Below are 25,825 nucleotides of genomic sequence, written 5' to 3'. Positions count from 1 at the left end.
GAATGGTAGGGGATTTGTTGGTTAGTGCTGCAAATATTTTGTACAGCAGGTTGAAATGTTTGATAACATTCATGCGATTTCCTAATCCTCGTTGTCCAGGGAAGAGTAGATTGTATTACCAGCATTATCAACCCCCCGGATATCCATCCGCATTTCCGTTATTGGCTGCTTAATTACGGCATACCACAATCTCCCTTGATCAGAAGGTTCGAGAATACCTGCCTCCACTTCCGCTGACGAAGAATCCGGCCCATAACGGATAAGTACTCTGATTATATCCGGATTGTGAATAAATCCGTATACAATATAGCTCGTGTTGTCATTAGAATACGGGTATCTTGTCAGATGATAAGATATCGGCTCATCCTTATTGTCCTCAAGGACACCTCCAGATTTAGTTACTTTAGAGGACCACCTCCTATGCTGGATCATCGCAGAGGCTATTCCATCAGTCTGAGTGTCTTTATATAAAACCAAGTGACTTGTTGAATCAATAGGTGATACTACCATTACCTGTTCAGGTTGGATGTTAATTCTGGTTAACAGTGTGTCGAACTCTTCTGTCTTGCATGATCGGATCAAGAGGAGAAGCCCAACAAGTACTATAATAAACACCACATATGTTCCCCGTTTTTGATTACGTGTCATATACATCCCTCTTTTCGTTAAAAGCCAAATTTCAGTCCTAAGTATTCCACTATGATCCACGAAGCAGGCCACAGCAATGGAACATGAACAACCCAGTAAGGGGCTTTATATCGCCCGTTCTCGTAACTGATCCCACAGTAAAAAATTGCGAATAACACACCTAAAGGATAGGTAAAAAGAATTTTAACCATTAGATCACGAGAAGCATCATATGTGTGTGGATACGGTGCCGATAAGGACATACCCAGTCCAAAAAGAGCCATAGGCCAAATGAACAAAGTAACTCCATACAAAATCAAAAATAATAATAAATAATTATATAACTTCTCATTCTTCCTCTTGCTCATGGGCCCTCCTGATTTCCAAACGTAATCGCTCAATGTAAATTATCTTTTATCAGAACATTTTAAAGGATGGATATGGAAATATAAATAGTTTGTTCCTTATTGATTATTAAAATGACCTCCAACACATAGGTTAGGAGGTCATGTATGATATTAAATTATCCGTATGCATCAATAGGCAGCGGCCGCCTATACGACTATTTTCCATTCTGCCTATAGTACTCCATAATACGCATCCGTGTGGTCAGTATCAGGGTCTGCGGCAGCAGCACCACAAATATAAATAGCGGCACGATAAGCACCAGATGAGCAGCAAAATTCTCTGCGCCAAACGTTGGTTTAGGAAGCTCAATGAAGTACCACCAGCACGGGATGGCAACCAGCCAGGTCAGTCCGGTAGAGATAAACATATCCTTGACATCACTCCACAGAAAACAGAACAATGCGACAAATACAATTGGAACAGCCCAGGAATCTAATATTGGCCCCCAGCTCTGGAAGACAAAAATAGCGGCAGGATACAAAAGATTAATGGTCCAGCGCCAGATCGGATTGTGGTAGATAGACATAATACCTCCTTGCTCGGCAAATAAATAGGCCACATTCTTTTCAGATAGTCTCCGTTGCGAACCTTCTCCTGCAGATCATCAGGAAGCAAATGTACGACACTTGGCGGATTATAACTCGCTAAAGATATTCCGTTACGAATCGCGACATATTCTGCCTGCGCCCTCCTAGCGAGTGTCCAGTCATTGATATATCAACTTCCGGGAACTCTTCCTTTACTTTATCAGCATTGATTGCCCCTTGGGTTCTATTATTGTCCAACCTGATAGATTTTCATTTTTGTATCCGGATGATGGTAAATCTCGTTTGTATACCTCATCTGCATGGTCCAATAGGTCTTATCATTTATGTATGTCGTGATACGCCACGTTGTCTATTACAATAATCTGTATTAAAGTTTCTTTAGAGTTTATTTCCATAAAAGGAGAATTAATGCCCTATGAAAATAAAACCTGTAGCTCTGATCTTACTTATTTTTTTATTTTTACTAGGAGGATGTTCAAGTATGTCTACCTCAGATAAGCAAAATATTGTAGACACAGCTACACCAATAAGTGTTCAGTACATAAAGGAATACTACAATGCGGACTTTATTATAACGAGTCATGATATTGACGACCCTTCCATCCACTCACGCTTATACCTATACGGTCATATAACAGGACATGAGGATGAACGTATCACCGTTTCCTATAACTATGACACACAGGAGGTTCTCAGCGTAGAAGGACCAGGCTGGTTTATCGATAGCCGAAATCCAAAAAAGGAAGTCCCTTCTTCCTGAGAAAAATCTAAAAAGAGATATACCAATGTATTTTGCACTTCGTTAGATAGGACTGGGAGATGACATCCTGGTCTTTTTTTGGTTGTTAGATGAGTTATTTTGCAAAAAATTCCCTTTATTTATATCTATTCATTATAAATCAATATCAATGTACCCGAAAACAATTGCTTACAAAAATAAGCAGAAAGTCTGTACTTTCAAGCTCTATGAGCCAAATTTAATGGAGTGTTTATAGGACGTTCTTACCAGTCTGATCAGAGATATGTTATTCCTGGGAAAGAAATGAAGAAATTAAGCATGATTATGGATAATATAGCTCATACTACCTTCAGGAAAATATTGAAGGAGTGACAACATGAGGTTAAAAAGCATCATCGCCGTTGGAGCTGTGTTAGCTTGCTCGACGCTGTTATGGGGCTGTGGCAATACCAATATGGACCATGCTTCGGAGCAGAAGGATACCGTTCAAACCGAGAGCTGGAGCGATCCCAAGCGACTGGAGGCATCCCACCTGGAAGCGTTGGAACGAATGGAGAAAGACCATATTCATCGTATGGTTTCGCTGAATGCAAGCGTGGATGAAGACAAAGTGATGACCACACTTGAACGGTCCAGCCAGAAGCTGGAGGAAATGAGACCGCTCGCCGAAATGCTCCAGCATGAAGGACATCCAGCATTATTACAGCGAATCCAGGAGATGTCTGGAGATATCCAGGGCTCCAAAACAGTGGTTGCTGAGATGAAAAAATTGCCTCGGGAGGGCAAAATCAAGATTCAGTCTGAAAACTCCGATTCTCTGCATCACATCAGCAGTTTTCGCGATTATCACCAGTACATGCAAGAGAAGATTCAGACTTTAAAGTAAGATGTCCAAACGCATTAATCTGTAATAATGCATTGAATGACGTTTATTTATACAAATGCAAAGAAACAAAAGTTAGATGGGAATGCTAATTCCCATCTAACTTTTGTTTTGTGAAAACAGGTATGATGATCATGTTAGTCCCTAGCAGTACTTTTATTTTCCAAATCCAAGATTTAATGTATATTAAAGAGAGTTAGATTAATATGAAATATATAATAGGAGGTAAAAATAATATTTTTAAAAAAATCCTAATTATATCAATTGCACTTTTACTGCTATCTGTCTTATTGGTAGGATGCAGCAACACCATACCAAACCAAGGCAAGATTATTGAAGAAGCAACTCAAGTTGGGCAAAAGTATTTTATAGATGAATACAGTACAGAAGTGGAGTTTACTGACCATAAGTTCATGCCGAAGGATCTTAGCCACAATATAGGTTTAAGCGGACATGTCAAATCGAATGAAGATACTGAAATTACAATTCTTATTGATTATGATACTTTCAGAGTCCAGAATGCCATTGTTCCCAAAGAGTTACTCAATAAAAAGAAAAATTAGGGAGTAAAAAGTGAACATTTCCAACAAAAAATATTTTACATTAGCATTCTTATTTGTATGGTTCAGTTTTACTTTCATCATTTTAAGCGGATGCATGTCGGGTGAACAGAAAAACATCCTTCAAAAAGCCGAAGAAGCAAGTCTCATGTATTTTAAAGAGAAATATGGAATTGATGTTGAATTCACAGACCATAAGTTTATTCCCGCTGACTTATCCCATACCGTTTCTTTGATTGGATATGTGAAAGGAAACAAAGATCAGGAAATATTCACTATAGTCGATTATGATACCTATGAAGTCAAGACGGGTTCAGTGCCAGATGAAATCCAACCTCTTCAATAAATGAATTCTACTTAACTCAAAGAAACATCTACGATTTTTTTTATCATTCCACCCACAAGGATACCCATATAAAAATACTGAATAACACAACTGGCATAAGCGCCCCAGTGACTAACATGATCCAAAGTGTTATTGGCCTTACATTCTGGAAATATTGATCAAACCAGTGAAATCGTTCTTTTCGCCATTTGGCAAACTTGAGCTGCTTGATCATATGCTTCAACATTTTATGCCGCTGCTTTCCTTCCTCCACTTCTTCCAGCTCACGTCGAAACTCATCATACAAACGCGTCTCTTCCTGCTCATCCAGTGTGGTTGTCGTCATTTTGCATCCCCTCCCTTACCTAATTAACACGGAAACCCGTCCAAAGTTTGGAATTTTATAGAGAACTAAACATAAGATTGCTCACGTTCCACAATCATCTTCGCCAACTCCTGATCTGAAGTTTTTAATAACGGACCGTTCCCCCAGAACAAGTCAGGATGGAGCTATCTCTCCTCATTGTAGACAGCCAAAAGCGATCCTCTTTCATGACCAGCGTCAAGTTGGAGAACCGCTATAATGTACTGTTTAATAATACAGGTTAAACATCGCAGTGTGTTACACCGACAGGTTTAACCCACGTTTTCAATCAATTCATTCAAACATACCGCACCCTGTGCGCGCACATTGACCACAATAATCGGCGTATCCAGCATGCCGTGCATCCACGACATATACTCCTCTACTTTTTCGTTTGGAAGAATCGTCAGAATGACGCCTGCGAAGCCTCCACCATGGATGCGACAAGCGCCATCACCCAAGTTATGCAAATAATTCTCTGTCAGTGCCAGTGCAATCCCAATCTCCTGTTCCTTCACCGAACCGCTCTGATATACATTCTGGAGCCACTTCCAGGAAGAATTCCCGGATGCCGTAATCAGATTCAGGAAGTCAGCAAAACGCCCTTCACGAAGTGATGACACCTGACCATCCACCCGATCATTCTCTGCCAGGAAATGCAATGCACGCAGCACCGCACGATCCCCTGCGACCACACGGACCTGCTTGAGATTGGCATAGATTGCCTCAGCCGTAATTTCACGGACGTACTCACTGCCAAGTGCCTCAGCAACCGCTCTCATCTCATGAGGAACAGCAGCGTAATCCTCGGTCAGATCCGCGTGGTTCCCACCTGTATTCACAATCACGAGTGAGTAGCCGTTCTCCTGGAAATCCCACTTAACAGGCTCAATCACCGGCTGTGCCGAATTTTCAAAATCGATTGCAATCAACCCGCCATAGGCACAAGCCATTTGGTCCAGCAGACCGGACGGTTTGTTCCAATAGTGATTCTCCGCGTATTGACCGATCTTCGCCAGGGTTACAACATCCAGCGTACTCTCGTTGTAGAAGTGATTCAAGATCGTACAGATCAGCATCTCGAACGACGCCGAAGAACTCAGACCCGACGCCGAGAACACGTTACTGGAGATGTATGCCTGAAAGCCACCCACCTTGTATCCAAACTCCCCAAACCCCGCAGCCATACCACGAATCAGCGCCGTTGTGCCATCGTCTTCTGCCTTCGGTGCCAAATCCGTGAGATCGATACCATATTTCTGGTCATAGCCTTCGGAATAAAAGGTAATTACCGAATCCGTCGTTGGCGCAGCCACTGCAATTGTATCCAGCGTAATACTACCCGCCAGTACCTTACCGTGGTTATGATCCGTATGGTTTCCCCCAATTTCGCTGCGTCCAGCCGCGCTGAACAGCTTGCTGCCTTCTTGTACGCCGAAGTACTGCTCAAATGATTCATTGAGCTTCGTGTAACGTGCTGTCTGTTCTTCCAGTTGTTGCTGACCATACATTTGGGCAAGCAGCGCTTGGCCTGAAGTGGATTGGATCAGTGCCAATGGTTGTGTAGTCATTAATAATCCTCCTATGGATATGCAGCATTTATTTTTCTACGTGAATGATGAACGATAGCGGGATTACTTCATGCCCGTTTACTTTTCCATTATCTCAGCTTCTTTTCCGAAAAGGTAGGGTAGAATTGAAAGTTTGTAAGCGTTTTTTGAAGTTAATGCATTCATAATTCATACGGGCTTAACGTCATTCCAATGTAATTCGATTAATTCAGAAAATGTGCAATGCTCTCCTTCAACGAAGTTATCGGTTGACCCATCAATTGCTCAAGGTCCTTGGATGTAGATCTGGTATCAATACTGCTTAAAAAAGGATAGATCCAATGCTGTACCGACACATTCTCACTGTGAATGACGGCCTTGCCTGCAAACTCTGTAAGCACCTCAGCCAAATCAGCAAAGTTCCAAGTTTTTGGTGCCGCCAACTCATATATCCTCTGCTCATGACCTTTCTCTGCAAGCACGTTCGCAATGGCCCGTGCAAGATCACTGCGTGTAACCGCATTAAACCGCCAATCTCCGGCTGGAGTTGTTAGCACACCACTTTGTATCGCCTCCTGTAGTCCAAGGACATTCACAAAATCAATATACAGCCCATTGCGCAAAATCGTATACTTGATCCCCGAATCAAATATGACCTGCTCGGTAAGTCTATGCACGCTACTCGAGCCTTTAAGACTCGTCTGTGGGAAAGCAAAACTGGTATAAAGGATATGTTCAACTCCTGCGTTCTTCGCTGCATGGATTACACTTGTATGTTGAGTTAGCCGGACTGTATCATCGGTATGTGAGCTGGAGATCAGCAGCAATTTATTTACACCGGCAAAGGCTTTCTGTAGCGTTTCCGGCCTATCATAGTCAATACATCGAACCTCCCCACCCTGATCCTTTAAAGCTTTTAAGGTGGCAGACATCCCCCCATTACGGACACCTGCGATAATTTCTGTAGCGGGGACCCTGACTAACAGATTTGCAATAATCAGATTGCCTAATTGTCCTGTGGCTCCGGTAATCATGATCGTCATCCTGCTTTTCCCTCCTGTAAATGAATTGCATCAAGTAGTTAAGTTATTAACTAAGTGGACAGAGTGATTACTGAACTACAACACATTCCTCGCTGAACCAATCCTATCCCTTTCCCCGCATATCCCGCCTCAGAATCGACTGATCTAACGTCATATTAGACAGCATTAAGGATTAAGACCTGTTCAGCTTCTGCAACAAAACAATCAACTGATGCTGCTCCTGTTCATCCAACTTGCCCATCTGCCTAGCCACAGCTTCACGGTTACCCGGCAGATGCTCACTCAATAATGTCCGTCCTGCATCGGTAATGGAAATCACCGTCTTGCGACCATCTCGGGCATGTTCAGCCCTCGCAATGTATCCATCACGCTCCAGCGGAGTCAGCAGCAAGCTAATGTTGGCCTTGGTGACACCGATTTTTTCGGCAAGCACTGAAGGAAGCATTGTTCCTCCATCTTTCGCAATCTCTACGAGTATTCGAATTCTTGCGCCATTCAGTCCTTGGGATTGCCAGTATTTCTCCGACACGGCCACCAGATTGGCAGTCGCCTCAACCATCGTAAAAAAAGCCTCATTGGGCAGCGGCAGACGAAGCAAATATTCCTGCAGCGCATCTTGTTCAGGATCCATTGGCAGTAAGTTCTCTCCTTGCATATTATCCATGTGTTCTGTCCTTTCCATTTAGTTAATACCTTAACTATATAAGCGAAGATAACTTACCTCTTAGAAAATGTCAAATCATTATTTCTTTTCTAGAAAATCAAAACGCTCGCATGCTCGAACTTCGTCTTCTGCCTTTCGCTTTCTAAGGCGTGTAATCTCTGACATGGAAATAGGGATACCCACATGTAATCGTTTTCTCAAAACAACAGAATTTTCAAATGAATGAAGTTTTTATCCACCCATATTATACCTTTTAATAACAAAATTAGGATTGCACTTCATTTAAAAATATCTTAAATTTGTATTAAAAGGAATAAATACGGTTTTACTCATTACAAATTAGCAAAGCTCTGAGCCTGATGGTGGAGGATACTATGAAGATCAAGTCGAACTATACTAAACTCTTTGGTGCGTTCTCTCTTACTTTCTTGGGTGATGGACTTACGCTTGCTGCGGTTCCATGGCTCATTTCCAATCTTACGAGCGATACTTTATATGCCTCCATAACCATGACCGCCCTCCGTTTGCCCTGGCTTCTCTTCAGTCTGCCCGTGGGCGTTCTAATCGACCGATATTCTCGTAAACATATGCTGATCGGAGCAGGCTTTACTCGCATGATTCTTCTTCTTGGCCTGACGTTATGTATATGGGGTGGATGGATCAGCATTCCGATGCTCGCTCTGTTCATGTTCGGGATTGGTCTTAGCCGCGTTGTGTTTGACAGCACGGTACAGACCATTATTCCTCAGCTTGTAGACGAGAACAAATTGGAAAAAGCCAACGGGCAGTTTACAGCGGGACAGCTGATTACGAGTGATATTCTGGGTGTTGCCCTAGGGGGATTCATCATCACCCTGCATATTGTTTTTCCTTTTGCCATTGATACCGTCACAGCTGTCATTGCTCTTCTCCTCTTAATCGCCCTAAAGGGAAGCTTTTATCCGGGGAATCGGGAAGCAGCAGAGAAGGGCACACAGCCCATGAAGAATTGGAAACAGGAGATGTGGTCCGGGATTCAATATGTGTATCATGATCGTTTTCTCCGTGGTTTGGCGATTCTGTCCGTCACGATTACGCTGATGTATTCGATCATTCTGGCCACTCAAATTTTCTTTGTACGAGATGTCCTTCAGTTGGATGCTTTTGCATTCGGTATATTAATCTCCATTGCAACGATCGGCAGCATCGTGGGAAGCCAGGCAGTGGCTTATATGCGCAAAAAGTGGACCACAAAACAATTAATTATTTTATCCATTCTGTATATGGGCATCATCTACGGTGTGGTAGGTCTGACTACGAATGCGTATGCTGTAGGGGCCCTATATTTCTGTGCTGCATTTTTCATTATCGTCTACAATGTTACACGTTCTTCCATTCTGCAACGATCTGTGCCTAATGAATTGCTCGGCAGGGTTGGAAGCGTGTTTCGCTTTTTGTCTTTTGGGATTAGTGCCATTGGTACCTTGCTTGGCGGATTACTGGTGCGAATCAGCGAAACCACATTCGATAGAGTATTTTCGTTACAAATGCCTTACCTTTTGTTAAGCCTAGTCTATATCCTGTCTGGTCTGTTATTCACCTTTAAAAAGCAGAATCATTCAGAGAATCAGCGTAACACCCATCATGTGTAGGAATGTAAGGCGATAATCCGGAAGCCCGTTACAGGTCCTCCGGGTTTATTTTTGATAGGCTGGTATAAATGCATCAGGTGTTGCACATTCGGTGCTTGACAAAAATACCCTGTCTATATTTCACAGTGACTTAGTGACACCATGGAATATAACAGGGCTTTTGAATTCGGGCAGTTAAGTATATGCTTTCGTCTTTCATTCGGCATCAAACAGTTGTTTGCAGAACTCCGAGTAAGTAGGTACATGCTCCAATTCATAATTCATGATTTTAATGATCAATCCTTCAACGATGGTCTGTGACAGATCGTCACGCTCTTGGGGTCTGACCTGATATCTCATCCGCTGAATGATAGGTTGAAATGCACTGATAATTTGAAGCATGCTCTCCCGATCTCCATTCTGTGCCCTCCGCACTGCATCATAGAATTCAACGTTGTTTTGATTCATCTTTAATCACCGCTTTGATTACCTCTATAAGAGTACTGATATTGACTGAGAGCTGATCCAGCTTCTTCTCGAATCGGGTAAATAAATATAATGTAATCATGATGGGAAAACCGACCTGACTGATTCCCCCTATAAAAGTTGCAAATGCGCTATTATCCATTGCTTACTCCTTTCTCTATAACGCTTTTCATTTTTTTCAGAGCTGTATTTCTTGTCTTCGCTATGGCCTGCTGGCTGACCTGAAGTCTGCTCGCAATTTCATGATCGTGATACCCCTGTCCATAATATAGTGTGGTGACATGTTTCTGCTTATCCGTTAAACTCTCAAATGCCGACTCCACATGTTCATCCGCAAAGCCCTCCTGAAAAGACATAGACCGTTCATCCGACTCTAAACTATCCACTGAAGTTTGATAGCCACTCATCGTCTCACCGATACACGTACTGGACTCATCCGAGGATGGCCTGTCATAGATCAGTACATTTCGGGTAGCATAACGCTGATTACGCCGCATCTGATCGATACTCATGAACTTGAGCGATGATGTGACATAATTGATAAATCGAAATTGAAAGAAATATTTGCGGAAAGCCTCATTTAACTCCTCTTCTTTACCATCCTCCCCATTCATGGACTCCAGCAATAACTTCTGATGCTTCTCCTGTTCGAAAAAGTTAAGAACAACCCGATTATGGAATAACGCGGGATTCTGATGCTTGTACTCCTCAAACTGTGCAGTGACCGAATGTGTTGGGTAATGACAAATCTTCTCTAAGGAACTCATTATGACTCCCCCTCCTTCAACTATTTATATTTAAGAAGGCGTTTTTACCCAGAGAAAAAACAACCATAAATAGGAACGTTTGTTCTCTTTATTATACTATATTTTTTTCCATATCGTACAAAATAATTAAAAAATCATCCTTTAGGATGACTATCCCATGACCCATAGATATAAAAAAATAAGACAACAGCACAATTAGGCTGATGTCTTATTATCACTTTTAGGGTGAAAAGTCCTTATCTTTGTACGATGGATTCATCAAAAGTAACCGAAACCGATTGAAGAACCTTCCCTGTATCCGTTTCCTCATCGAATGTTCCATTATGATCTTCATCCAGATAAAAGTTTACCATTCCATTGCCATTTGAAGGAGCACTAAATTCAACCGTCTCATCAAATTTTCCTTCATCTATAACAATCTTACCGCTGCCAACAAAAGAATGCCCATCCTCAATCTGATAGAAAAAATAGGAAATATCCTGATCAGAAATACTTCCAGCCATATGCAATTGAGTGGTTTCGAGTTTGGCCCCTTCTACTGGTGCAGATAAGGTCAATTCAACCTTTTTGGTTGAAGAACAGGCAGAGAGAGAAATTAACGACAGAGAGAACAAAAAGATAAGTATTTTTTTCATTCTGTACTCCTTAGTAGGTTGTTTTTAGATAAGTTCATCACGCTTTATGAAGTAGATTGGCGCCAATCAAATAATTCGTAGAGGTGATTACACATGGCATTGAAAGGGAAAAAAATTCTGATTGATCCAGGTCACGGTGGTTCAGACAACGGAGCGAGCGGCAAATTAAACGGAAGCACGGTATACGAGAAAAATCTGGCACTTACTTTTGCTAACTCCGTCAAGTCGTATCTAACCAACGCAGGTGTAGATGTAGTGATGACACGAACTTCTGACACTAGTGTAGGCATTAATGATCGCTGGCAAAAAGGACAAAACGAGAAAGTTGATGCGGTTATCAGTATTCACTGGAATGGGGGCAGCACAACAGCGAGCGGTACAGAGACATACTATGCCCAAACGCGTTCCGGAGACAAAAGCTTTGCACAAACCCTTCAAACAGCAGTCGTTGCCGCTTTGGGTACAAAAGATCGCGGAGTGCTGGACGACACAAAAGCAGCTGTTGGATCTCTTGGTGTATTGCGATACCCGTCAGGAACCACGTATCCAAGAGCACTTATTGAAGTGGAGTACATTACCAACTCGACGGCATTAGCCAACCTGGATTATCCGATGTATGAAGCATCGCTCGATTTTGCCGCAGGCGTTCTTAACGGTTTGAAAAATTATTTCGGAAATTAAATGGAAAGCTGGGAGAGTGATCTCCCAGCTTTTTTTAATTATTTTTACATATGTTTGTAAAAATTTCAAGAAAGAGTTGCGTGAACTATGCCAGTCATATGCCTCTGTTATAGTTACCTGAGAATCTACGCAGCTCTCAATATTCATCGAGGTGTTTGTTCACGTCCAGCTGGATCGTGACGTTCCTCGTTTTGCGATTTTCGGAAGAAAACCAGTCTTCCAATGCTGAGAATTCACTTGTTTCTAACGCTGCCGTTTCAATAGTGAATTGGTTATGATCTATCCAATCATATGAGATGATGGGCCAAGTCGGCTTCAACATAAATGGCTTTTCCAGAGCAGCTGATGTATACGGAATGACTTTTAATTTTTCGAGATCCACGGCAACAAGAATTTGTCTCTTAACCAGACTACCTTCATCATAAGCGTAACGAATTAGCACCTTTTCATGATCTGAGGAAACTTTATAATCTTGAAGTATGCCGACAGGCATGGTTAGACTTTCACTCTTATTCCCATTGGTTTGGACTAAAATGGTGGAGCAATCCTTGGTCCCACAGCCATATTCCAGCATCGCATACACATTAGAAGAAGGAACATCCAATGATGTAAATTGAGTGCGCGCAATCTCCGCTTGGATATCTCCTTCATTCAATAAATAATTCTTATACTGAGGAATGTCGTTAAGGGATATTTTTATGGATTTCCCCTCGCTTTTGATCTCAACGATATCAGGTAAAGCGGGTAATTCCATATGCGGGAGTTCCGTCTCCGTGGAGACTGTTTCAGCTGCCTCACTCGTAGATGAGCTATATAAGTACAACCAAACCAGACTCCCTGAATCGACAAGCAACACGAGCAAGAGAGGGATCATATATTTTTTCATAACCACTTCCTCATTTCAGTGGAGTGTTTTTCCAATTTAAAAGCATTATATAATAACGAACTTGGATGAGGGTTTCAGTTCTGTCTCAAAGCTCCAAGGATTAGGACCAAAATTGTAATAATTAGCAAAAATATGGTATGGCAGTAATCCCTCCTTGACTGTTACGTAAGGTCATCCTTCATAATGAACCCCAGTTCACCTAAAGGAGAGATTAATGATGAAAATTACTGCGTTACGCTCGGATAAAATCTATGAAGAAATCATCCAGGCTGCACCCGATGAGAAATTGGAGTTATACCGCGAGAGAATGATGAGACCCTTCCTGAACAAATGGAACATTCAACAGATTCCATTTCGTTCAAGCGAGCCTAACGGCTTCGATGTGATCATGATGAATAACTTTATGAATATTGCTCCCTCCGACATCACGTCTGAGATTAGCGAGCCGCTGGCAGCCATTTCATCAGAAGCATTTTGGCAGCAGTGTCATGAAGCGGTTACGGCAAGTCTATCCACCTTTGTGCAAGATGGGATTGAGCTCTCGGTTTCAGAATATCTGTACACCATTTTGTTAGGGGATAAGAACAGTCCAACGTTACAGATGAATGAAGGCATATGTGGAGATGGTGGCATTCCCGGTTATATTATTGCGAACCTGAGCCCGGATGCTTATACTTTACCTCGTATGCAATCCGTGTTAGCCCATGAATGCAATCATAATGTGAGGTATCAGCATATCCAGTGGGATCCACATGTTACACTTGGAGAAATGATTGTAAGCGAGGGGTTGGCCGAGAGCTTTGCGACAGCCCTGTATGGAGAAGATTTGCTGGGCCCCTGGGTAGCCAAAACGAATATGGAGACATTGAATAATGTAATTAAACCAAAAATGAAAGACCAGCTGCATGTCACCGGTTTTGACCAGATTAATCCGTATCTATTTGGCGATGAACTTGCGAAGATGCAAAACTTCACGCCCGTAGGTATGCCTTATGCGGCTGGTTATGCCTGTGGTTATCACTTGATTCAATATTATCTGAACAAAACAGGTATACCAATTACCAAAGCAACCATTACTCCGGCAAGTGTTATTCTTGCGGAAACAAAGGAATTTTGGAATGAAGACACCCTATTTCACCGTTAAAGATATCATTCAGATTACTGGCGTCACCAAACGTGCATTACACTATTATGATAGAACGGATTTATTGAAACCGAGCAAAGTCGAGGACAATGGCTATCGGTATTACGATCAAAAAGCACTGGGAAATCTGCAGATAATTCTATTGTTCAAAGAAATGAATTTCTCCTTGAAAGACATTGCAGCCATGATGCAGCTCTCCAAAGATGAACAGAAAGATATCCTGAGAGAGCATCGCAGTACACTCGTTCAACGAAAACAAAAGCTCGAAACGATCATCGAACAGTTGGACGAGTATGTGGATGGAACGGCTATCGCTCATCTTAATCTGTTTGGCGACTCCTCCATCCTGTCCATCCAAGAACAATATGAATCCGAAGCGAAGTTCATCTACGGGGATACAGAGAAATATCAGGAATTCGAAGCTAATGTGGGCCGATTGTCTGTGGAAGAGCAAGAACAAGCCTACCAGCAGTTCTCGGCTAATATGGAGCAGGTATTTCGGGAGTTGGCGCAACATCAGGATCGGTCTCCTGCATCGAATGAGGTACAAGCGTTAGTGAGTGATTGGAAGGCTTGTCTAGAACAGTTCATGGTCTGTGATGCTGAGATTCTGAGATGTATTGCCGAGGCCTATACGACGGATCGTCGCTATGCGGGTTATTTCGATCAGTTCGGTAATGAGGATTTTTTGAGGTTTTTGTATCAAGCGATTATGGTTTATGTGGAGGGTGAGGAAGTATAAGATTTTTTCTATGCCTAACGAAATATGTGGGAGGTTTCAGTCCAAACAAAACAAAGAACCTTTGATTGTATTCTTCATGGATTCGGAATGCATCCAAAGGTTTTTTTCCAATACTTTAACGTTCCAACGTTTTGCTTTTCCTTATTTAAAATTTTTAATTTAATGTAAATCAAAAGTTTAAAACCATTTCTTTGCTCCTGAATCCCTCTAACTCTCCAATTTGTTGACCAATATTGTCAACCTCTGATCGTTAGTTTGATCCTTTATTTTGCAACCATACCTTCAAAGTTCTTATTCATATAAATTTTATTATCGATAAAATAAAAACTAGGATCATGGGAAATAATTATGGTAATATTTGCGATGGATCTATTTTTTATAATGTCGATAACACATTCCTTGACTGCTGTATCTAAAGCCGAAGTCGGCTCATCCAGAATAAGAATTTCTTTTTGTAAAACAAGAGCTCTTAAGAAGCCAATTAATTGTTTTTGCCCCCCAGATAAATTACTTCCTCCGTTCCCTATTTCGGTATCCAACTTATTTTCGAAATTCAAGAATACATCTAAGTTATAATCATTAATGAGCTTATTTAAATAACTCAACTTAGAATCATCACTCCCTAGAAGTATATTATCTAGTATGGTTCCCTTAAATAAATGAATATTTTGAGAAACTACGCCTATCTTTTCCCTTAGATCATTCAGCTTAATTTTAGTAAGATCAACATCATTAAGCATGATTTGACCATCATTGGGATTATACAGACCTAATAATAATTTAATTAAAGTTGATTTCCCTGATCCGTTAGACCCCAGAATCAAAATGGTCTCCCCTTTGATAATTGTCTGATTAAAATTCCTAATGACTTCCCGCTTGTCTACATAATTAAAGGTAACATTAATAAATTCAATTTTTTCGATACTGCCAATAAGCCCCTTATCTCTTCCATCTCCTTCATCACCATAGCCAAGAAATTCTTGAATTCTTCGAATGCTTACAAGTATGGGTTGAATAGTTATCCCAGCTGTTGAGTACACTTGAAGGTTCCCTAATATTCTAGATAAATAACCCGTGAATGCTATGTAACTCCCGATCGTCAAAGCATTATCTATAATTAAAATCCCTGAGAAGTATAAAATTCCTGTACCAATAAATGCACTCATAAAAGAGAAATTTTCAAAGTAAAAGTTCAGATTGCGGTTCATTTTCAAAATGGATTCTTTTACGATTTTAGATAAATGATCAACTTTGCTCATTTGAATTGTTTTTAAATCCAACATCTTAATCTCTTCTATTGCATTGATCGTCTCAAATACTCCTCCAGACATGATAGCCGAACTCTCATTCATTTCAGTGACTGATTTTTTTATTCTACGTGAAAAATATACTGATAGGATGACATAGATCGGTAATATAATAACAACGATTAATGATAAACGAAGATTAATTTTAAATATCATTATTATTGAGATAATAAAATCGAAAATCCCTACTACCATATTAACCATGGATGGAGAAAATAAATTAGAAACGTTCGAGCTTTCGGAAATCCTTGACATCAAATAGCCCTTTTCTTTTTTATTTAAAAAATCCATGGGAAAATTGATTGTTTTTTGTATCATTATTAATCTCAACTTATTGGATAATTCAATGCTAAATTTACTTAAAAATAGCTTCCCAAACAATGATAATATTGCCTTGAACAGTTGAAGCAATGCAATTATCATTACTAATTTGTATAACATTGAGTAGGAAGGCTTGCTTGCAAGATGATCAACTAAATCACCAGTTATATTGGGAATTGGCATAGCTAAAAGTGAAACAGCTACAAGACAACACATTCCTATAAACAGGATAAAGTAATAACCTTTCAAAAGACTAGAGAAAAAAATAATTTGTTTTCTAATCTTATGCCCCATAAAGCAGTCCCCTCATAATATAAACATATTTTAAATGGAGTATTGCGACTTGACACTTTTCTTGATTCAATCCTATAAAAAGTGTCAAGTCGTTGTTATCATCTTAATTAAGATATAGGCTGATACAGATTCGCATGGCTTGAACAAGTTTTTTTGTGATCAATTTCACAACCATGTGCAAGTTCTACTGCTCTGCAATCATAGCATAATCTGTTAAACTCACACTTATTACATGGATTTACCTTGTTTAATGACAAACTCCAGTATGGGCTCAATTTGTAATACTCTTGAAATAATTCCATAAATGAATGATAAGCATACTTGTCCAATAATACTTCATTTATTCGAGGGCATGGTAATACCCTTTGTTCTGCATCTATTGCAATCGTCCCTTTCAAACATGGATGGAAAAACTCTGAATTCATATAAGAATGGTAACTTACAGCTTGGTTATAATAATATTTATTATGGTCTAGCGAATCAGTCTTATCATCTATAATATAAGAAAATGTATAATCTAAATGATTTGTTATTGCATTTTCTAATGGATTATCACCTGCTAATTTCGATTCAAGTACAACGTTAAGTATGATGCCGTTTTTTTCACTGTTTGTAGGATTTCCTAAATAATTCAAGACTTTAATACTCTGGTTAAATTCTGTTTTAAACTGAGATGAATATTCAATTGAAATGATCGGTCTAATCTGATTATTAATAAGGTATTCCAATTTCTTAATATATGATTTATTCTCTTCAATATGGGGAGCTATCACATAAATGATTTGCTCATTATTTTTTATCAAATTTGTAAAGTCTATTATTTTTTTTAGATTCCCCCATTCCGATAATGGATTCCCCCCTTGAAAATAAATATTCTTAAAGCCCATTGACACTGTATCCCTCAATACGGTGTAGTAGGATTCCCAGTTAATATCGAAATCCTTATTGATCTCAACTTTTTTACAAGTAGTACACCCCCCTGTTTTTGGAAGAAAGCAATGAGAACAGTTATTTTCACATTTGCATGGTAATTCGTAAAAGATATTATCTAAAGTTATCTTTTCAATACTATTTGAGTTGAGGGAGCCTACTCTAAAGGGCTCATGTGGAATAAAATTTTTATAATATTCACCTAACTCTTTTTCCTCGAAAATTCCCAGAAGATTTTCTACAATAACACTCTCAAATTCACTCTTAATTTTGTCAATCTCTGTTCCTTCAAATATTGCCTTGACGATTTGCGTTTCTATGGATTGAAGATGATAAATTTTATTCAACTTAAAATCGTATAATACCGAATTCATCTCACCGTATAGGACTACGCTGGAATTATAAAAATTAAAGTATTTCTTCAAGAAGTTCACCTTCTTTTTGTCGCTCAAATTTTTTAGTTAAGGATTTCGAGAGATCATTAAAGCTTATACCATCTTCCATAATCCCATATAGAAACGAGAATGCTTCCTGTTTTCTTTTTATCAAGTTATCACATATATTATTGTTTAGATGCAACGAGAATTCCCCGTTCTCGTCCAACACATGCTGATAACAAACTTCACACAATCGTTGTACTGGGCAATTAACACACTTAGGACCCATGGTATCGTTATATTTTGTGATTATTTTCTCAATCAATCTCGCGTCAACCCAACTTCTTACGTTCCCTATAGGCATTTTTTCATTGATTTTCTCGCATGAGTGTAATAGCCCTTTTGTATCGACTACTATCTTCATTCCTGGAAAGCAAGTGCCTGTATAGGGTAAAAAAGAATACTTGATATGCTCGATGGGAACATTAATTGGGCGATTTATTATATTAAATATAGTATTCATAAAGACTAATCTTGAAACGTCATCCATTTCTTTATTTAATTTTATGGACTCTACACATTCTTCTATGATAGATCGATTGCAATCTTTGAATTTATTTTTTTCTTCCTCACTATACTGCTCATACCAATTGGTACCAGTATCTAGAACTGGAGATAATTTCGCTAACTTATTTTGCAATATCCCTTCCTTATAAAATCCCCTTAAATTCTGCATATCTGTACCCGTATCATAAACGTTAATTATGGATAAATTTTTTATATAGTAATCAATGTTTTTTTCTCTTATTAAATATAATTTTTTGATAATATCGTCATAGGTCCCTCTACCATTCGAATAAACTCGCATCCGATCATGCTCTTGTTTGTCTCCGTTTAAACTGATAGTAAGGTAGAAGTCATTCTCCATGAGAAAATCTATTTTATCATTTGTTAGCAATGAAGCGTTGGTGGTCATTAAAAAAAGGATTTTACCTGAATATAATTGTTTTGCTCTCTGTACCACTTCCTTAATCAGTTTAAAATTAATTAAGGGTTCTCCTCCAAAAAAACAAATTTTAGGTAAAATCATCGGATTTGTGTTGTTATACGAATTAAAATGATTTAAATATTTGTCAACAGCTTCAAAAGCGATATCAGATTGCATAAATTTTTTTTCATGAGCACGAGTATTTGTATAATTATCAGAATACACACAATACTTACATCTAAAATTGCAATCTTCTGTAACCACAAGTGTTAAAATTTTTGAAGCTTGTTGATGTATATGATACTCTATATCCGTTTTAGAGACACTCGGTGAAACATAATTCGAATCCCCGTACACAATAGTGTTTTCAGGAAGCTCTCCTTTAACTATACCAACATTACCTGTAATATCATCATAAAAGTAGTTATTCTTCTTCGTTGAAAAATACAATCCCCTTTTCATGAGCAGTAACCAAAGTCTGGCAACTAACATTTACTTTGGTTTTACCTCCCTTAATTAAGGTGAGGGGTTAGCCCTGCAAAATTGCTGATTACGACAGAGCCAACCCGCATAATCTACATAATTTCGTATTAGTGATTATTGAACCAGTCAAGTGATTCAGAAGCAATAATAGCACCTGCTACATCAACCAATGGAACCGGTCCATCGGCAATACAAGTCCCTACACAAACCAAACACCCTGATGTACACTTACTCCATGTTGGGGTAACACCGGAATTCGTAATCTCTGACATATGATCACCTCCTTTCCGTTCTATATATTATTTTAAAATTCCGCTTAGCGGAGCTTTAAAATCAGTTGTAACTCTCTCTTAAACCTTCTGTTTGGATTTTTGGGTGAAACTCAAACGAATCCATATCAGGAGATATATTAATCCCAAAAAAATAATGTAATTATTATCAAAAAAACCTTTGTCTAAGATTATGACAGAAAATATAAATTGAGAGATAACAGTAACGGCTAGAAATATCAATAAAATAGTAGAACTCGTTTTGTAGGACAGCTTATTTGTCATAAAGAAATCTTTGAGAGTATACAATACTGCTACAATGAGTCCTAAATATATCAGGAATTTATAGTTTAGATCGGGCCAAAGATTTTCTATAGTCACAAAGCATAAAATCACAATTACCCCTAAAAGAACATTCAAACCAACATATTTTTTCATTTTGGCTCCTTCCTCATCTCTAACTGGGATTATAATACAATTATACATTTTGTTTTCTTTTATTCAATCACCAGTCTTTATTTTTTTGTGTGATTTCTGTGTCAAGATAAATTTTTAATTTTACTGAATTTACTTAAAATATCCGTTTCTTGATTACATTTATCCTCTCCTTAAATTAATATATTCCGTCCCTCGCTCAAAATGTATACACAACGGATACAGACAGATTTCCTTCATCCAACTGTACAGCACCGCCCGTTCCTCCGGATCCTCACCTGAAAATTCTACACCCCATTTTGGAATAGTATGAATGCTCCTCTAAAAGAAAACAAAGCAAAAAACGTATCTCCATAACAAAATGTAAGGTACGTTTTTTCAAGTAAGTTCACGTGAGTATTTTATTTTCCTCAGTTCAAACCACGAGCATTTACACTTTCCTTACAGCCTTATCCTTCTGCCTCTCCGTTCGTTGATGCTGCACCTCATCCAGATACTGCGTGAATCGGGATTCGCCAGAGTAGCTAAGGAACAGCCATTCCAGCGCTCTAGTCATTCCAATGTAGAAGCGGGACACTTCCCGTTCATCCACTTCATCCGCTTTTCCTTGTTTGCGAGGCATCGTTTCAATAGAAATGATAAACACAGCCCTGAAATCCAGCCCCTTGGCGCTATCGATGGTCAAAATTTTAATGCTATCCTCGTTGCGATCGAAGTTCTTCTTGGTCTGATCATTCTGGGTAACCCAATTATACGGGATCGTATGTTGATCCAGCACCTGCTGAACTTCATCAATAATATGGGTCTCATTATATTCCTGTACCCTGTACAAGATGGCGATGTCCTTCAGGGCGAACGATTTTTCCCGGCGCAGATAGTCAATCGACTTGGCTACAAACGCCATCTCCGCCTGCGTGCTTTGGCTTTGATAGATCAGAGGCTCTGGACCTTTGCGTTTTGTAAACTGAGGCGGTATAATCTCGATTCCGTCTGCCGCAGTGCTAATGACTTTGTGCTGTAACCTGGAGTGTTCCTTGTAAAAATCCCACGCAAATTGCACGATCTGAGCCGTGTTCCTGTAGTTGATCGTCAGTATTTTGGAGCGGCCACGAAAATTTAACCCTGTGTCCTGGGCCAAGCTGTTTTTTCGTTTGAAAATGGTTTGTGCCCGATCCTCCACCAGCAGCAAGGACTGCGTATCGGCATTCAGGCAAGCACTCACCAGCTTCAACCATTCCGGTTCGAAATCCTGTCCCTCATCGATCAATATGGCATCATATTTCGGCAAGTCTTCCAGCCCTTGCTCCACCTTCTCCAGCAACGCTGGCAATTTCCTGTCGATGATGCGAAAATGTTTACCCAGCCACGAGTGGAACGTGGTCACCTGGATATTCGATGCATGCGATGAAGCCGCATCACCATCGGCAAAATCAAATAAATCCTCAGGCTCGGCCATCTTCTGTACAATCGCCTGCTTCAAATATTGGGACAGAGTAGAACCATAGCACAGTACAAGGATATTCCAGTCCGGATTGGCCTTGGCCAACATCCGGGCCCGACTGACAAGCACCAGCGTTTTGCCACTGCCCGCTACTCCACGGATTAAGCGGTGCTTGTCTCCAACCTGCTTCGCCAGTTTTTCCTGATGCAGATCCATCGTCTTGATATTATGTAGGGATAATAGTAGCTGGTCTTGATGAGGTACGATTTCTTTACGCTCCGCGCTAATCCGCACTTCTGGAAACAGATGGTACCGGATGGCCTGAACATCCTCATCGGTCAAGGTATATCGGTTTCGAGTCGGCACCGTAAACATGTTCAACAGCTTCTCGATCAGGATCGCCTCCGAGAAATCTTCATCCTCCGGGTCGATCTCTTCTCTGGTCAGCACAAACACAGGATCAATCACCCTGTATAAATCCATGTGCAGAAAATCCTTTTGCTTCAGGCGGGTAAAGACGACCCCATACCCATAATTGAATTTCAAATATCCCGGCGTTCCCTCTTTGATCAGGTTCTTGTCCTTCTTCAATTGATCCGCAATGAGAAATGCGTAGTCTCTCGCTTGCTTCAACGGACTCCGGGCGGTAACCGTCTCTCCTGCCGTATTGCGCAATATCCATTCATCCCGGTTCACCTGATGCAGCGTTCCTTTGGTATAATCCTTCACTTCAAGCACAAGCAGGCCGAGGTCTGGCCCGATAATCACGATATCCGGTCGTCTTCCGCGAATCTCAGGTTCATAGTATACGATGTAGTCTTCAGGGAGATGTTTCTTCAGTGTCTCAAATAACAGCCTTTCTCCAGCTGTCGCTTTCTTCGGAATAGCTTCTGGTACTGTATATGCCATGCTAATCGCTCCTAGTCAAATCTATAATTGCTATACAGACATTATCCACCAGAAAACCACAATTTTCCACAATTAATTTGTATATGGATCTATACTTGAAGCCGTATCCATTGCAAACGAAATCTATGAGATGCTAGCTCAAAAAAAAAAAAAGAAACCCCGAAATTTTCAGAGTCACTCTTTTGCAAAAATGGGAAACTAAACTCTTTTTTAGTTGTTATATACTAATAAATACCAATTCCAACTTCTGCTTACTTTTTCAGCCGCCCAACTAACAGTTACTTTACCGAGAGCCAGAAAGGTTGTTTTGTATGAAAAAATTAATTACCAAGTTATCCTCTATACTAGGTTACGGACTTCTAATCACCCTTTTTATTTTTTTCCTTATAGCACTAATTGCTATTATAATTCTGGCTATCTATGAATTTAAAAACTAGATTGATAAGCCAATTAATCGTCATGAATCGATCACAAAAAATATAAGTGGCAACAAAGCAAAGGTCTTACCAGCTTCGTTGCCACTTATATTTTATACAACAACTTCAATGAATCTCACCAAAAGAGGATTACCCCCGCTCAAAATACGCATGCAACCGATACAGACAAATCTCCTTCGTCCAGCGATATAGTAGCGCCTGTCCCTCCGTATCCTTCACCTGCACATTCAGCGAGAACACGCCATCCTCGAATCGGGTCATACTGCCCTTCGCCCCGCTCCAAATCGACATGGGCATTTCAGAAATCAGCTTCTCAATCTCAGTTGCCGTCTTCTCGTTCCACTCCCAGAGCGCCAGCTTGTCCTTGTCCGAAAAGTCTTTCCGTTTCCGGTATTCCTTCTCCGTCAGATACGTATGGAAAAATCTCGCCATCTCGCCCGGCGTTACCGGGTCCATCCAGTGCTCTTCGCCTCGCTCCAGCATGTACAGCAGCACGATCATCTTGTAGCTTTTGTTCATGATCGTCTTCTCCACATCGCGCAGCCAAGCCTCATGCCGTACGTACATCTCTCCCTCATATGGGGACAGCAGTTCTGCCCAATATAGAAACCCAACATACGAACCAAATTCGCCCCGATACCCGATACTCTTCGAACGTCCCAGCAGATGCAGTTCCAGATACGTCGGAATACGCCCCAGCTCTCGCTTCACATCCAGAAAATCCTGATGTAGCTTCTCTCGGCGCGGCAGCCGTTTGCGGCTTAGCTCCTGAAGCAGGTTCACCACTCGGGTTTCCAGATGAATCCCGCAGTTGTCTGGAACTTCCGGCACAGCCGAATCTCGGACTTTCGCGGTTCCCTCCAGCTCACCGCGCACATCCAGCAAACTCAGCTTCACATCCGCATTTCGGTAGTTTCCGATCAGGTCGATGATGACACAATGCGATTTGCCCTCCGCCAGCCGCAGACCGCGCCCCACCTGCTGTGTAAACACCGTGAGCGACTCGGTTGGACGCACGAACAATAGCGTATCCACACGTGGAATATCCGTTCCTTCGTTGAACAGATCCACCGTCAGCACAACCTCCAGCTCACCCGTATCAAGCTGTCGAATCGCTTCCTCCCGCGACATCTCCGTTGTACGCGAATGCAGACAGAGCACCTTCACCCCCTGACTGCGAAAATACGCAGCCAAATAATCCGCCTGACGGATCGACGAGCAAAAACCAATCGTTCTCGTCTGTTTGTGCCGGACCCAGGCTGCATAGATCGTCTCTACGTGCTCCTCTCGCAATTGAACGGCCATGAGCTGTTCCTCATCATACTTGGTCCCGATCCAGCGAATCTGCGAATAATCCGTATCGTCGAATACTCCGTAATATTGAAATGGCACCAACCAACCTCGCCGGATCGCTTCAATAAAATGCATCTGGTACGCCACATTTCCATCACAGAGCGCATACACATCTTTGCCATCCAGTCGATCCGGAGTTGCCGTAATGCCCAACAGAAACTTGGGTTGAAAATGCTCAATCACCGACATGTACGTCTTCGCCGCCGCATGATGGAACTCATCCACCACGATCAGATCAAAAGCATCCACCGCAAATGCATCCCGGTGCTTCTGCATACTCAGCGTAAAGATCGAAGCATACACACAATCCGCGGTTCCATCCTTATACTGTCCGTTATATATCCCATGACTGCGCTCGGGCATGATCCGTTGAAAGGACTTCTTTGCTTGGAACAGAATCTCTTCCCGATGCGCCACAAACAACACCCGCTGGAACCGCTGGGCGAAGAAACCCGCCAGATACGTTTTGCCAAGCCCGGTCGCCATGACGACCATTGCCTTGTCGTACTGTTCCTCCATCGTGCCATGAAGTGCTTCGAGGGCATCCAACTGCGCAAAACGCGGTTGAATCGGCACCAGCGACAGCTCGGCGGTTTCTTCCTCTTTGTCCTCAGGTAGCCCCGTCCCGAACTCTGCTTCTTCCATCTCCATGATCCGCTGGATCATCTCCGGGTTCTTCTGGTGATACTTTCGGTACTCTTCCTCATACAGTTCAATCGAATCCGGGTTCACCGGCAATGTTGTCTCGTGGTAGAAGCTCTGCATGAACTTGTCCAATGCTGACTGAAACGTATACGGCTCCGCCTCCGCATTCATCGCCAGATTCCATTCATACCCCGTCTTCAGCGCAGTGAACGAAAAGTTGGACGAGCCAACGATCAGCAATCCTTCGCCGTTGTCATGATCGAATTGATACGCTTTTGGGTGAAAAGAAGTTCCCATACTTCGCCACAGCCGTGTCTCAATTCGTGGATCAACCTCACAGAGCGCCCGCAAACCTTCCGGCTGCGTGATATACAGATAGTCTCCCGCAAGCATTCGTACTTCTGCCCCACGTTCTGCCGCCCGTTTCAAGTGCGGAGCCAGCAGTTTCACCCCGGACTGCATAATAAAGGACGTCATAATATAAATCCCGGATGCATGCTGCATCCGGGTAATTAGTTCATCGGCCAGGTTGTCTGTAATGAGTTTAACGTTAAGCTTCGTCGACATCGATCAGATACACCCGCTCCTGGAATCCGCCACGCGCCTCGGCTTTGTCCGCCCGCAGCTTGTCGAGCTGAGCCGCATTCGCTCCGTGCACCTCCGCCAGAGCCCGGATAACTTCCAGCATGTCGGCCAGTTCTTCCAAAGCCTCCTGATCGTTCGCTGCACTTATGTACTCATCCGACTCTTCTTGCAGCTTTGTTCTTAATTCTTGTTTATATTCCTCCGGGTCCAGAATGCGCGTCCGGCATTCCTTACCACTGGATGTGATAATATGTGGAATCTTGTCCCGAACCAATTTGTTGTATGTAGGCATGTGGTATAACATCCTTTCTGCTGTGGAAGTTCTCCAGCCTCACGCGCCAGAATCTCCCTTTTTGTCATTATACCATTTGCTATGGGGAGGGATGGGT

General features: G+C 41.3%; 26 protein-coding genes. 8 read left to right on the top strand and 18 right to left on the bottom strand.

Annotation, left to right across the window (positions count from 1 at the left end; all coding sequences use genetic code 11):
* Positions 1-81: 81 nt before the first annotated feature.
* Positions 82-648: a hypothetical protein gene (locus MHB49_RS05750; protein WP_405155385.1), complete on the bottom strand. Its 567-nt coding sequence runs from the start codon at positions 646-648 to the stop codon at positions 82-84.
* 541 nt (positions 649-1,189) lie between these two features.
* Complete coding sequence (locus MHB49_RS05745) at positions 1,190-1,561, bottom strand: hypothetical protein (protein WP_405155384.1); 372 nt, start codon at positions 1,559-1,561, stop codon at positions 1,190-1,192.
* A gap of 503 nt (positions 1,562-2,064) precedes the next feature.
* Here MHB49_RS05745 and MHB49_RS05740 point away from each other — a divergent pair.
* The 4 genes from MHB49_RS05740 (at position 2,065) to MHB49_RS05725 (ending at position 4,111) form a co-directional block, all read left to right on the top strand.
* A complete protein-coding gene (locus tag MHB49_RS05740; protein WP_405155383.1) occupies positions 2,065-2,343 on the top strand; it encodes a hypothetical protein in 279 nt (92 codons plus the stop codon).
* 355 nt (positions 2,344-2,698) lie between these two features.
* Complete coding sequence (locus tag MHB49_RS05735; RefSeq protein WP_405155382.1) at positions 2,699-3,208, top strand: hypothetical protein; 510 nt, start codon at positions 2,699-2,701, stop codon at positions 3,206-3,208.
* Between the two features lie 203 nt (positions 3,209-3,411).
* On the top strand, positions 3,412-3,768 hold the full coding sequence (locus tag MHB49_RS05730) for a hypothetical protein (RefSeq protein WP_405155381.1): 357 nt from the start codon (positions 3,412-3,414) through the stop codon (positions 3,766-3,768).
* Between the two features lie 94 nt (positions 3,769-3,862).
* Positions 3,863-4,111 (top strand): DUF1433 domain-containing protein, encoded by a 249-nt coding sequence (locus tag MHB49_RS05725; protein WP_405155380.1) that lies wholly within the window; start codon positions 3,863-3,865, stop codon positions 4,109-4,111.
* 43 nt (positions 4,112-4,154) lie between these two features.
* Here MHB49_RS05725 and MHB49_RS05720 read toward each other — a convergent pair whose 3' ends face one another.
* The 4 genes from MHB49_RS05720 to MHB49_RS05705 form a co-directional block, all read right to left on the bottom strand.
* The gene (locus tag MHB49_RS05720; protein ID WP_405155379.1) at positions 4,155-4,436 is read right to left on the bottom strand and encodes a hypothetical protein; all 282 of its coding nucleotides are present in this window, start codon (positions 4,434-4,436) and stop codon (positions 4,155-4,157) included.
* A gap of 290 nt (positions 4,437-4,726) precedes the next feature.
* A complete protein-coding gene (locus tag MHB49_RS05715) occupies positions 4,727-6,025 on the bottom strand; it encodes a galactokinase (RefSeq protein WP_405155378.1) in 1,299 nt (432 codons plus the stop codon).
* 203 nt (positions 6,026-6,228) lie between these two features.
* Entirely contained in the window at positions 6,229-7,047 is an 819-nt protein-coding gene (locus tag MHB49_RS05710; RefSeq protein ID WP_405155377.1) for an SDR family oxidoreductase, read from the bottom strand.
* Between the two features lie 172 nt (positions 7,048-7,219).
* Positions 7,220-7,678 carry a MarR family winged helix-turn-helix transcriptional regulator gene (locus MHB49_RS05705; protein WP_405155376.1) on the bottom strand — a complete coding sequence of 153 codons (459 nt, stop codon included), beginning with the start codon at positions 7,676-7,678 and terminating at the stop codon, positions 7,220-7,222.
* 407 nt (positions 7,679-8,085) lie between these two features.
* On the opposite strand from MHB49_RS05705, the gene MHB49_RS05700 reads away from it, so the two are divergent.
* Positions 8,086-9,342, top strand: coding sequence for an MFS transporter (locus MHB49_RS05700; protein ID WP_405155375.1), 1,257 nt, complete (start codon positions 8,086-8,088; stop codon positions 9,340-9,342).
* Between the two features lie 195 nt (positions 9,343-9,537).
* On the opposite strand, the gene MHB49_RS05695 is transcribed toward MHB49_RS05700, so the two are convergent.
* From MHB49_RS05695 to MHB49_RS05680, 4 genes are all read right to left on the bottom strand, one after another.
* Positions 9,538-9,789 (bottom strand): helix-turn-helix domain-containing protein, encoded by a 252-nt coding sequence (locus MHB49_RS05695; RefSeq protein WP_247900942.1) that lies wholly within the window; start codon positions 9,787-9,789, stop codon positions 9,538-9,540.
* A complete protein-coding gene (locus MHB49_RS05690; RefSeq protein WP_053784070.1) occupies positions 9,770-9,949 on the bottom strand; it encodes a YvrJ family protein in 180 nt (59 codons plus the stop codon). The genes MHB49_RS05695 and MHB49_RS05690 overlap by 20 nt, the downstream gene beginning before the upstream one ends.
* Positions 9,942-10,574, bottom strand: coding sequence for a sigma-70 family RNA polymerase sigma factor (locus MHB49_RS05685; RefSeq protein WP_405155374.1), 633 nt, complete (start codon positions 10,572-10,574; stop codon positions 9,942-9,944). Before MHB49_RS05685 ends, MHB49_RS05690 begins: the two co-directional genes overlap by 8 nt.
* 236 nt (positions 10,575-10,810) lie before the next feature.
* Entirely contained in the window at positions 10,811-11,209 is a 399-nt protein-coding gene (locus MHB49_RS05680; protein ID WP_405155373.1) for a hypothetical protein, read from the bottom strand.
* A 93-nt stretch (positions 11,210-11,302) separates the two neighbouring features.
* On the opposite strand from MHB49_RS05680, the gene MHB49_RS05675 reads away from it, so the two are divergent.
* The gene (locus MHB49_RS05675; RefSeq protein WP_405155372.1) at positions 11,303-11,890 is read left to right on the top strand and encodes an N-acetylmuramoyl-L-alanine amidase; all 588 of its coding nucleotides are present in this window, start codon (positions 11,303-11,305) and stop codon (positions 11,888-11,890) included.
* Between the two features lie 136 nt (positions 11,891-12,026).
* Here MHB49_RS05675 and MHB49_RS05670 read toward each other — a convergent pair whose 3' ends face one another.
* Positions 12,027-12,776 (bottom strand): hypothetical protein, encoded by a 750-nt coding sequence (locus MHB49_RS05670; RefSeq protein WP_405155371.1) that lies wholly within the window; start codon positions 12,774-12,776, stop codon positions 12,027-12,029.
* 217 nt (positions 12,777-12,993) lie between these two features.
* On the opposite strand from MHB49_RS05670, the gene MHB49_RS05665 reads away from it, so the two are divergent.
* Complete coding sequence (locus MHB49_RS05665; protein ID WP_405157053.1) at positions 12,994-13,920, top strand: DUF2268 domain-containing protein; 927 nt, start codon at positions 12,994-12,996, stop codon at positions 13,918-13,920.
* Positions 13,895-14,662: a MerR family transcriptional regulator gene (locus tag MHB49_RS05660; protein WP_405155370.1), complete on the top strand. Its 768-nt coding sequence runs from the start codon at positions 13,895-13,897 to the stop codon at positions 14,660-14,662. Before MHB49_RS05665 ends, MHB49_RS05660 begins: the two co-directional genes overlap by 26 nt.
* 263 nt (positions 14,663-14,925) lie before the next feature.
* Here the strand turns inward: MHB49_RS05660 and MHB49_RS05655 are convergent, their stop codons facing one another.
* The 7 genes from MHB49_RS05655 to MHB49_RS05625 form a co-directional block, all read right to left on the bottom strand.
* Positions 14,926-16,584, bottom strand: a complete 1,659-nt coding sequence (locus MHB49_RS05655) for an ABC transporter ATP-binding protein (protein WP_405155369.1) — start codon at positions 16,582-16,584, stop codon at positions 14,926-14,928.
* Positions 16,585-16,691: 107 nt separating this feature from the next.
* The gene (locus MHB49_RS05650) at positions 16,692-17,861 is read right to left on the bottom strand and encodes a hypothetical protein (RefSeq protein ID WP_405155368.1); all 1,170 of its coding nucleotides are present in this window, start codon (positions 17,859-17,861) and stop codon (positions 16,692-16,694) included.
* Between the two features lie 61 nt (positions 17,862-17,922).
* Entirely contained in the window at positions 17,923-19,371 is a 1,449-nt protein-coding gene (locus MHB49_RS05645) for a radical SAM protein (RefSeq protein WP_405155367.1), read from the bottom strand.
* Positions 19,372-19,469: 98 nt separating this feature from the next.
* Positions 19,470-19,634 (bottom strand): hypothetical protein, encoded by a 165-nt coding sequence (locus MHB49_RS05640; RefSeq protein ID WP_405155366.1) that lies wholly within the window; start codon positions 19,632-19,634, stop codon positions 19,470-19,472.
* 862 nt (positions 19,635-20,496) lie between these two features.
* Positions 20,497-22,416, bottom strand: a complete 1,920-nt coding sequence (locus MHB49_RS05635) for a 3'-5' exonuclease (RefSeq protein WP_405155365.1) — start codon at positions 22,414-22,416, stop codon at positions 20,497-20,499.
* A gap of 566 nt (positions 22,417-22,982) precedes the next feature.
* On the bottom strand, positions 22,983-25,418 hold the full coding sequence (locus tag MHB49_RS05630) for a DEAD/DEAH box helicase family protein (protein WP_405155364.1): 2,436 nt from the start codon (positions 25,416-25,418) through the stop codon (positions 22,983-22,985).
* Positions 25,402-25,728, bottom strand: a complete 327-nt coding sequence (locus MHB49_RS05625; protein ID WP_405155363.1) for a phosphoribosyl-ATP pyrophosphohydrolase — start codon at positions 25,726-25,728, stop codon at positions 25,402-25,404. The genes MHB49_RS05630 and MHB49_RS05625 overlap by 17 nt, the downstream gene beginning before the upstream one ends.
* Positions 25,729-25,825: the final 97 nt, after the last annotated feature.

Origin of the sequence: Paenibacillus sp. FSL K6-0108, from assembly GCF_045040695.1 — a bacterium.
Lineage (GTDB): Bacteria > Bacillota > Bacilli > Paenibacillales > Paenibacillaceae > Paenibacillus > Paenibacillus pabuli_B.
Note: the sequence above shows the minus strand (reverse complement) of the source record. Positions and strands in the feature narration are given on the sequence as shown.

What these genes read in the sequence shown, in the direction of transcription:
- MHB49_RS05670 (WP_405155371.1), bottom strand. Translation starts at nt 12,776, where the DNA reads ATGAAAAAATATATGATCCCTCTCTTGCTCGTGTTGCTTGTCGATTCA.
- MHB49_RS05745 (WP_405155384.1), bottom strand. Translation starts at nt 1,561, where the DNA reads ATGTCTATCTACCACAATCCGATCTGGCGCTGGACCATTAATCTTTTG.
- MHB49_RS05660 (WP_405155370.1), top strand. Translation starts at nt 13,895, where the DNA reads ATGAAGACACCCTATTTCACCGTTAAAGATATCATTCAGATTACTGGC.
- MHB49_RS05680 (WP_405155373.1), bottom strand. Translation starts at nt 11,209, where the DNA reads ATGAAAAAAATACTTATCTTTTTGTTCTCTCTGTCGTTAATTTCTCTC.
- MHB49_RS05695 (WP_247900942.1), bottom strand. Translation starts at nt 9,789, where the DNA reads ATGAATCAAAACAACGTTGAATTCTATGATGCAGTGCGGAGGGCACAG.
- MHB49_RS05725 (WP_405155380.1), top strand. Translation starts at nt 3,863, where the DNA reads ATGTCGGGTGAACAGAAAAACATCCTTCAAAAAGCCGAAGAAGCAAGT.
- MHB49_RS05715 (WP_405155378.1), bottom strand. Translation starts at nt 6,025, where the DNA reads ATGACTACACAACCATTGGCACTGATCCAATCCACTTCAGGCCAAGCG.
- MHB49_RS05730 (WP_405155381.1), top strand. Translation starts at nt 3,412, where the DNA reads ATGAAATATATAATAGGAGGTAAAAATAATATTTTTAAAAAAATCCTA.
- MHB49_RS05720 (WP_405155379.1), bottom strand. Translation starts at nt 4,436, where the DNA reads ATGACGACAACCACACTGGATGAGCAGGAAGAGACGCGTTTGTATGAT.
- MHB49_RS05625 (WP_405155363.1), bottom strand. Translation starts at nt 25,728, where the DNA reads ATGCCTACATACAACAAATTGGTTCGGGACAAGATTCCACATATTATC.
- MHB49_RS05735 (WP_405155382.1), top strand. Translation starts at nt 2,699, where the DNA reads ATGAGGTTAAAAAGCATCATCGCCGTTGGAGCTGTGTTAGCTTGCTCG.
- MHB49_RS05665 (WP_405157053.1), top strand. Translation starts at nt 12,994, where the DNA reads ATGAAAATTACTGCGTTACGCTCGGATAAAATCTATGAAGAAATCATC.
- MHB49_RS05700 (WP_405155375.1), top strand. Translation starts at nt 8,086, where the DNA reads ATGAAGATCAAGTCGAACTATACTAAACTCTTTGGTGCGTTCTCTCTT.
- MHB49_RS05710 (WP_405155377.1), bottom strand. Translation starts at nt 7,047, where the DNA reads ATGACGATCATGATTACCGGAGCCACAGGACAATTAGGCAATCTGATT.
- MHB49_RS05645 (WP_405155367.1), bottom strand. Translation starts at nt 19,371, where the DNA reads ATGTTAGTTGCCAGACTTTGGTTACTGCTCATGAAAAGGGGATTGTAT.
- MHB49_RS05630 (WP_405155364.1), bottom strand. Translation starts at nt 25,418, where the DNA reads ATGTCGACGAAGCTTAACGTTAAACTCATTACAGACAACCTGGCCGAT.
- MHB49_RS05690 (WP_053784070.1), bottom strand. Translation starts at nt 9,949, where the DNA reads ATGGATAATAGCGCATTTGCAACTTTTATAGGGGGAATCAGTCAGGTC.
- MHB49_RS05635 (WP_405155365.1), bottom strand. Translation starts at nt 22,416, where the DNA reads ATGGCATATACAGTACCAGAAGCTATTCCGAAGAAAGCGACAGCTGGA.
- MHB49_RS05705 (WP_405155376.1), bottom strand. Translation starts at nt 7,678, where the DNA reads ATGGATCCTGAACAAGATGCGCTGCAGGAATATTTGCTTCGTCTGCCG.
- MHB49_RS05655 (WP_405155369.1), bottom strand. Translation starts at nt 16,584, where the DNA reads ATGGGGCATAAGATTAGAAAACAAATTATTTTTTTCTCTAGTCTTTTG.
- MHB49_RS05675 (WP_405155372.1), top strand. Translation starts at nt 11,303, where the DNA reads ATGGCATTGAAAGGGAAAAAAATTCTGATTGATCCAGGTCACGGTGGT.
- MHB49_RS05740 (WP_405155383.1), top strand. Translation starts at nt 2,065, where the DNA reads ATGTCTACCTCAGATAAGCAAAATATTGTAGACACAGCTACACCAATA.
- MHB49_RS05640 (WP_405155366.1), bottom strand. Translation starts at nt 19,634, where the DNA reads ATGTCAGAGATTACGAATTCCGGTGTTACCCCAACATGGAGTAAGTGT.
- MHB49_RS05750 (WP_405155385.1), bottom strand. Translation starts at nt 648, where the DNA reads ATGACACGTAATCAAAAACGGGGAACATATGTGGTGTTTATTATAGTA.
- MHB49_RS05685 (WP_405155374.1), bottom strand. Translation starts at nt 10,574, where the DNA reads ATGAGTTCCTTAGAGAAGATTTGTCATTACCCAACACATTCGGTCACT.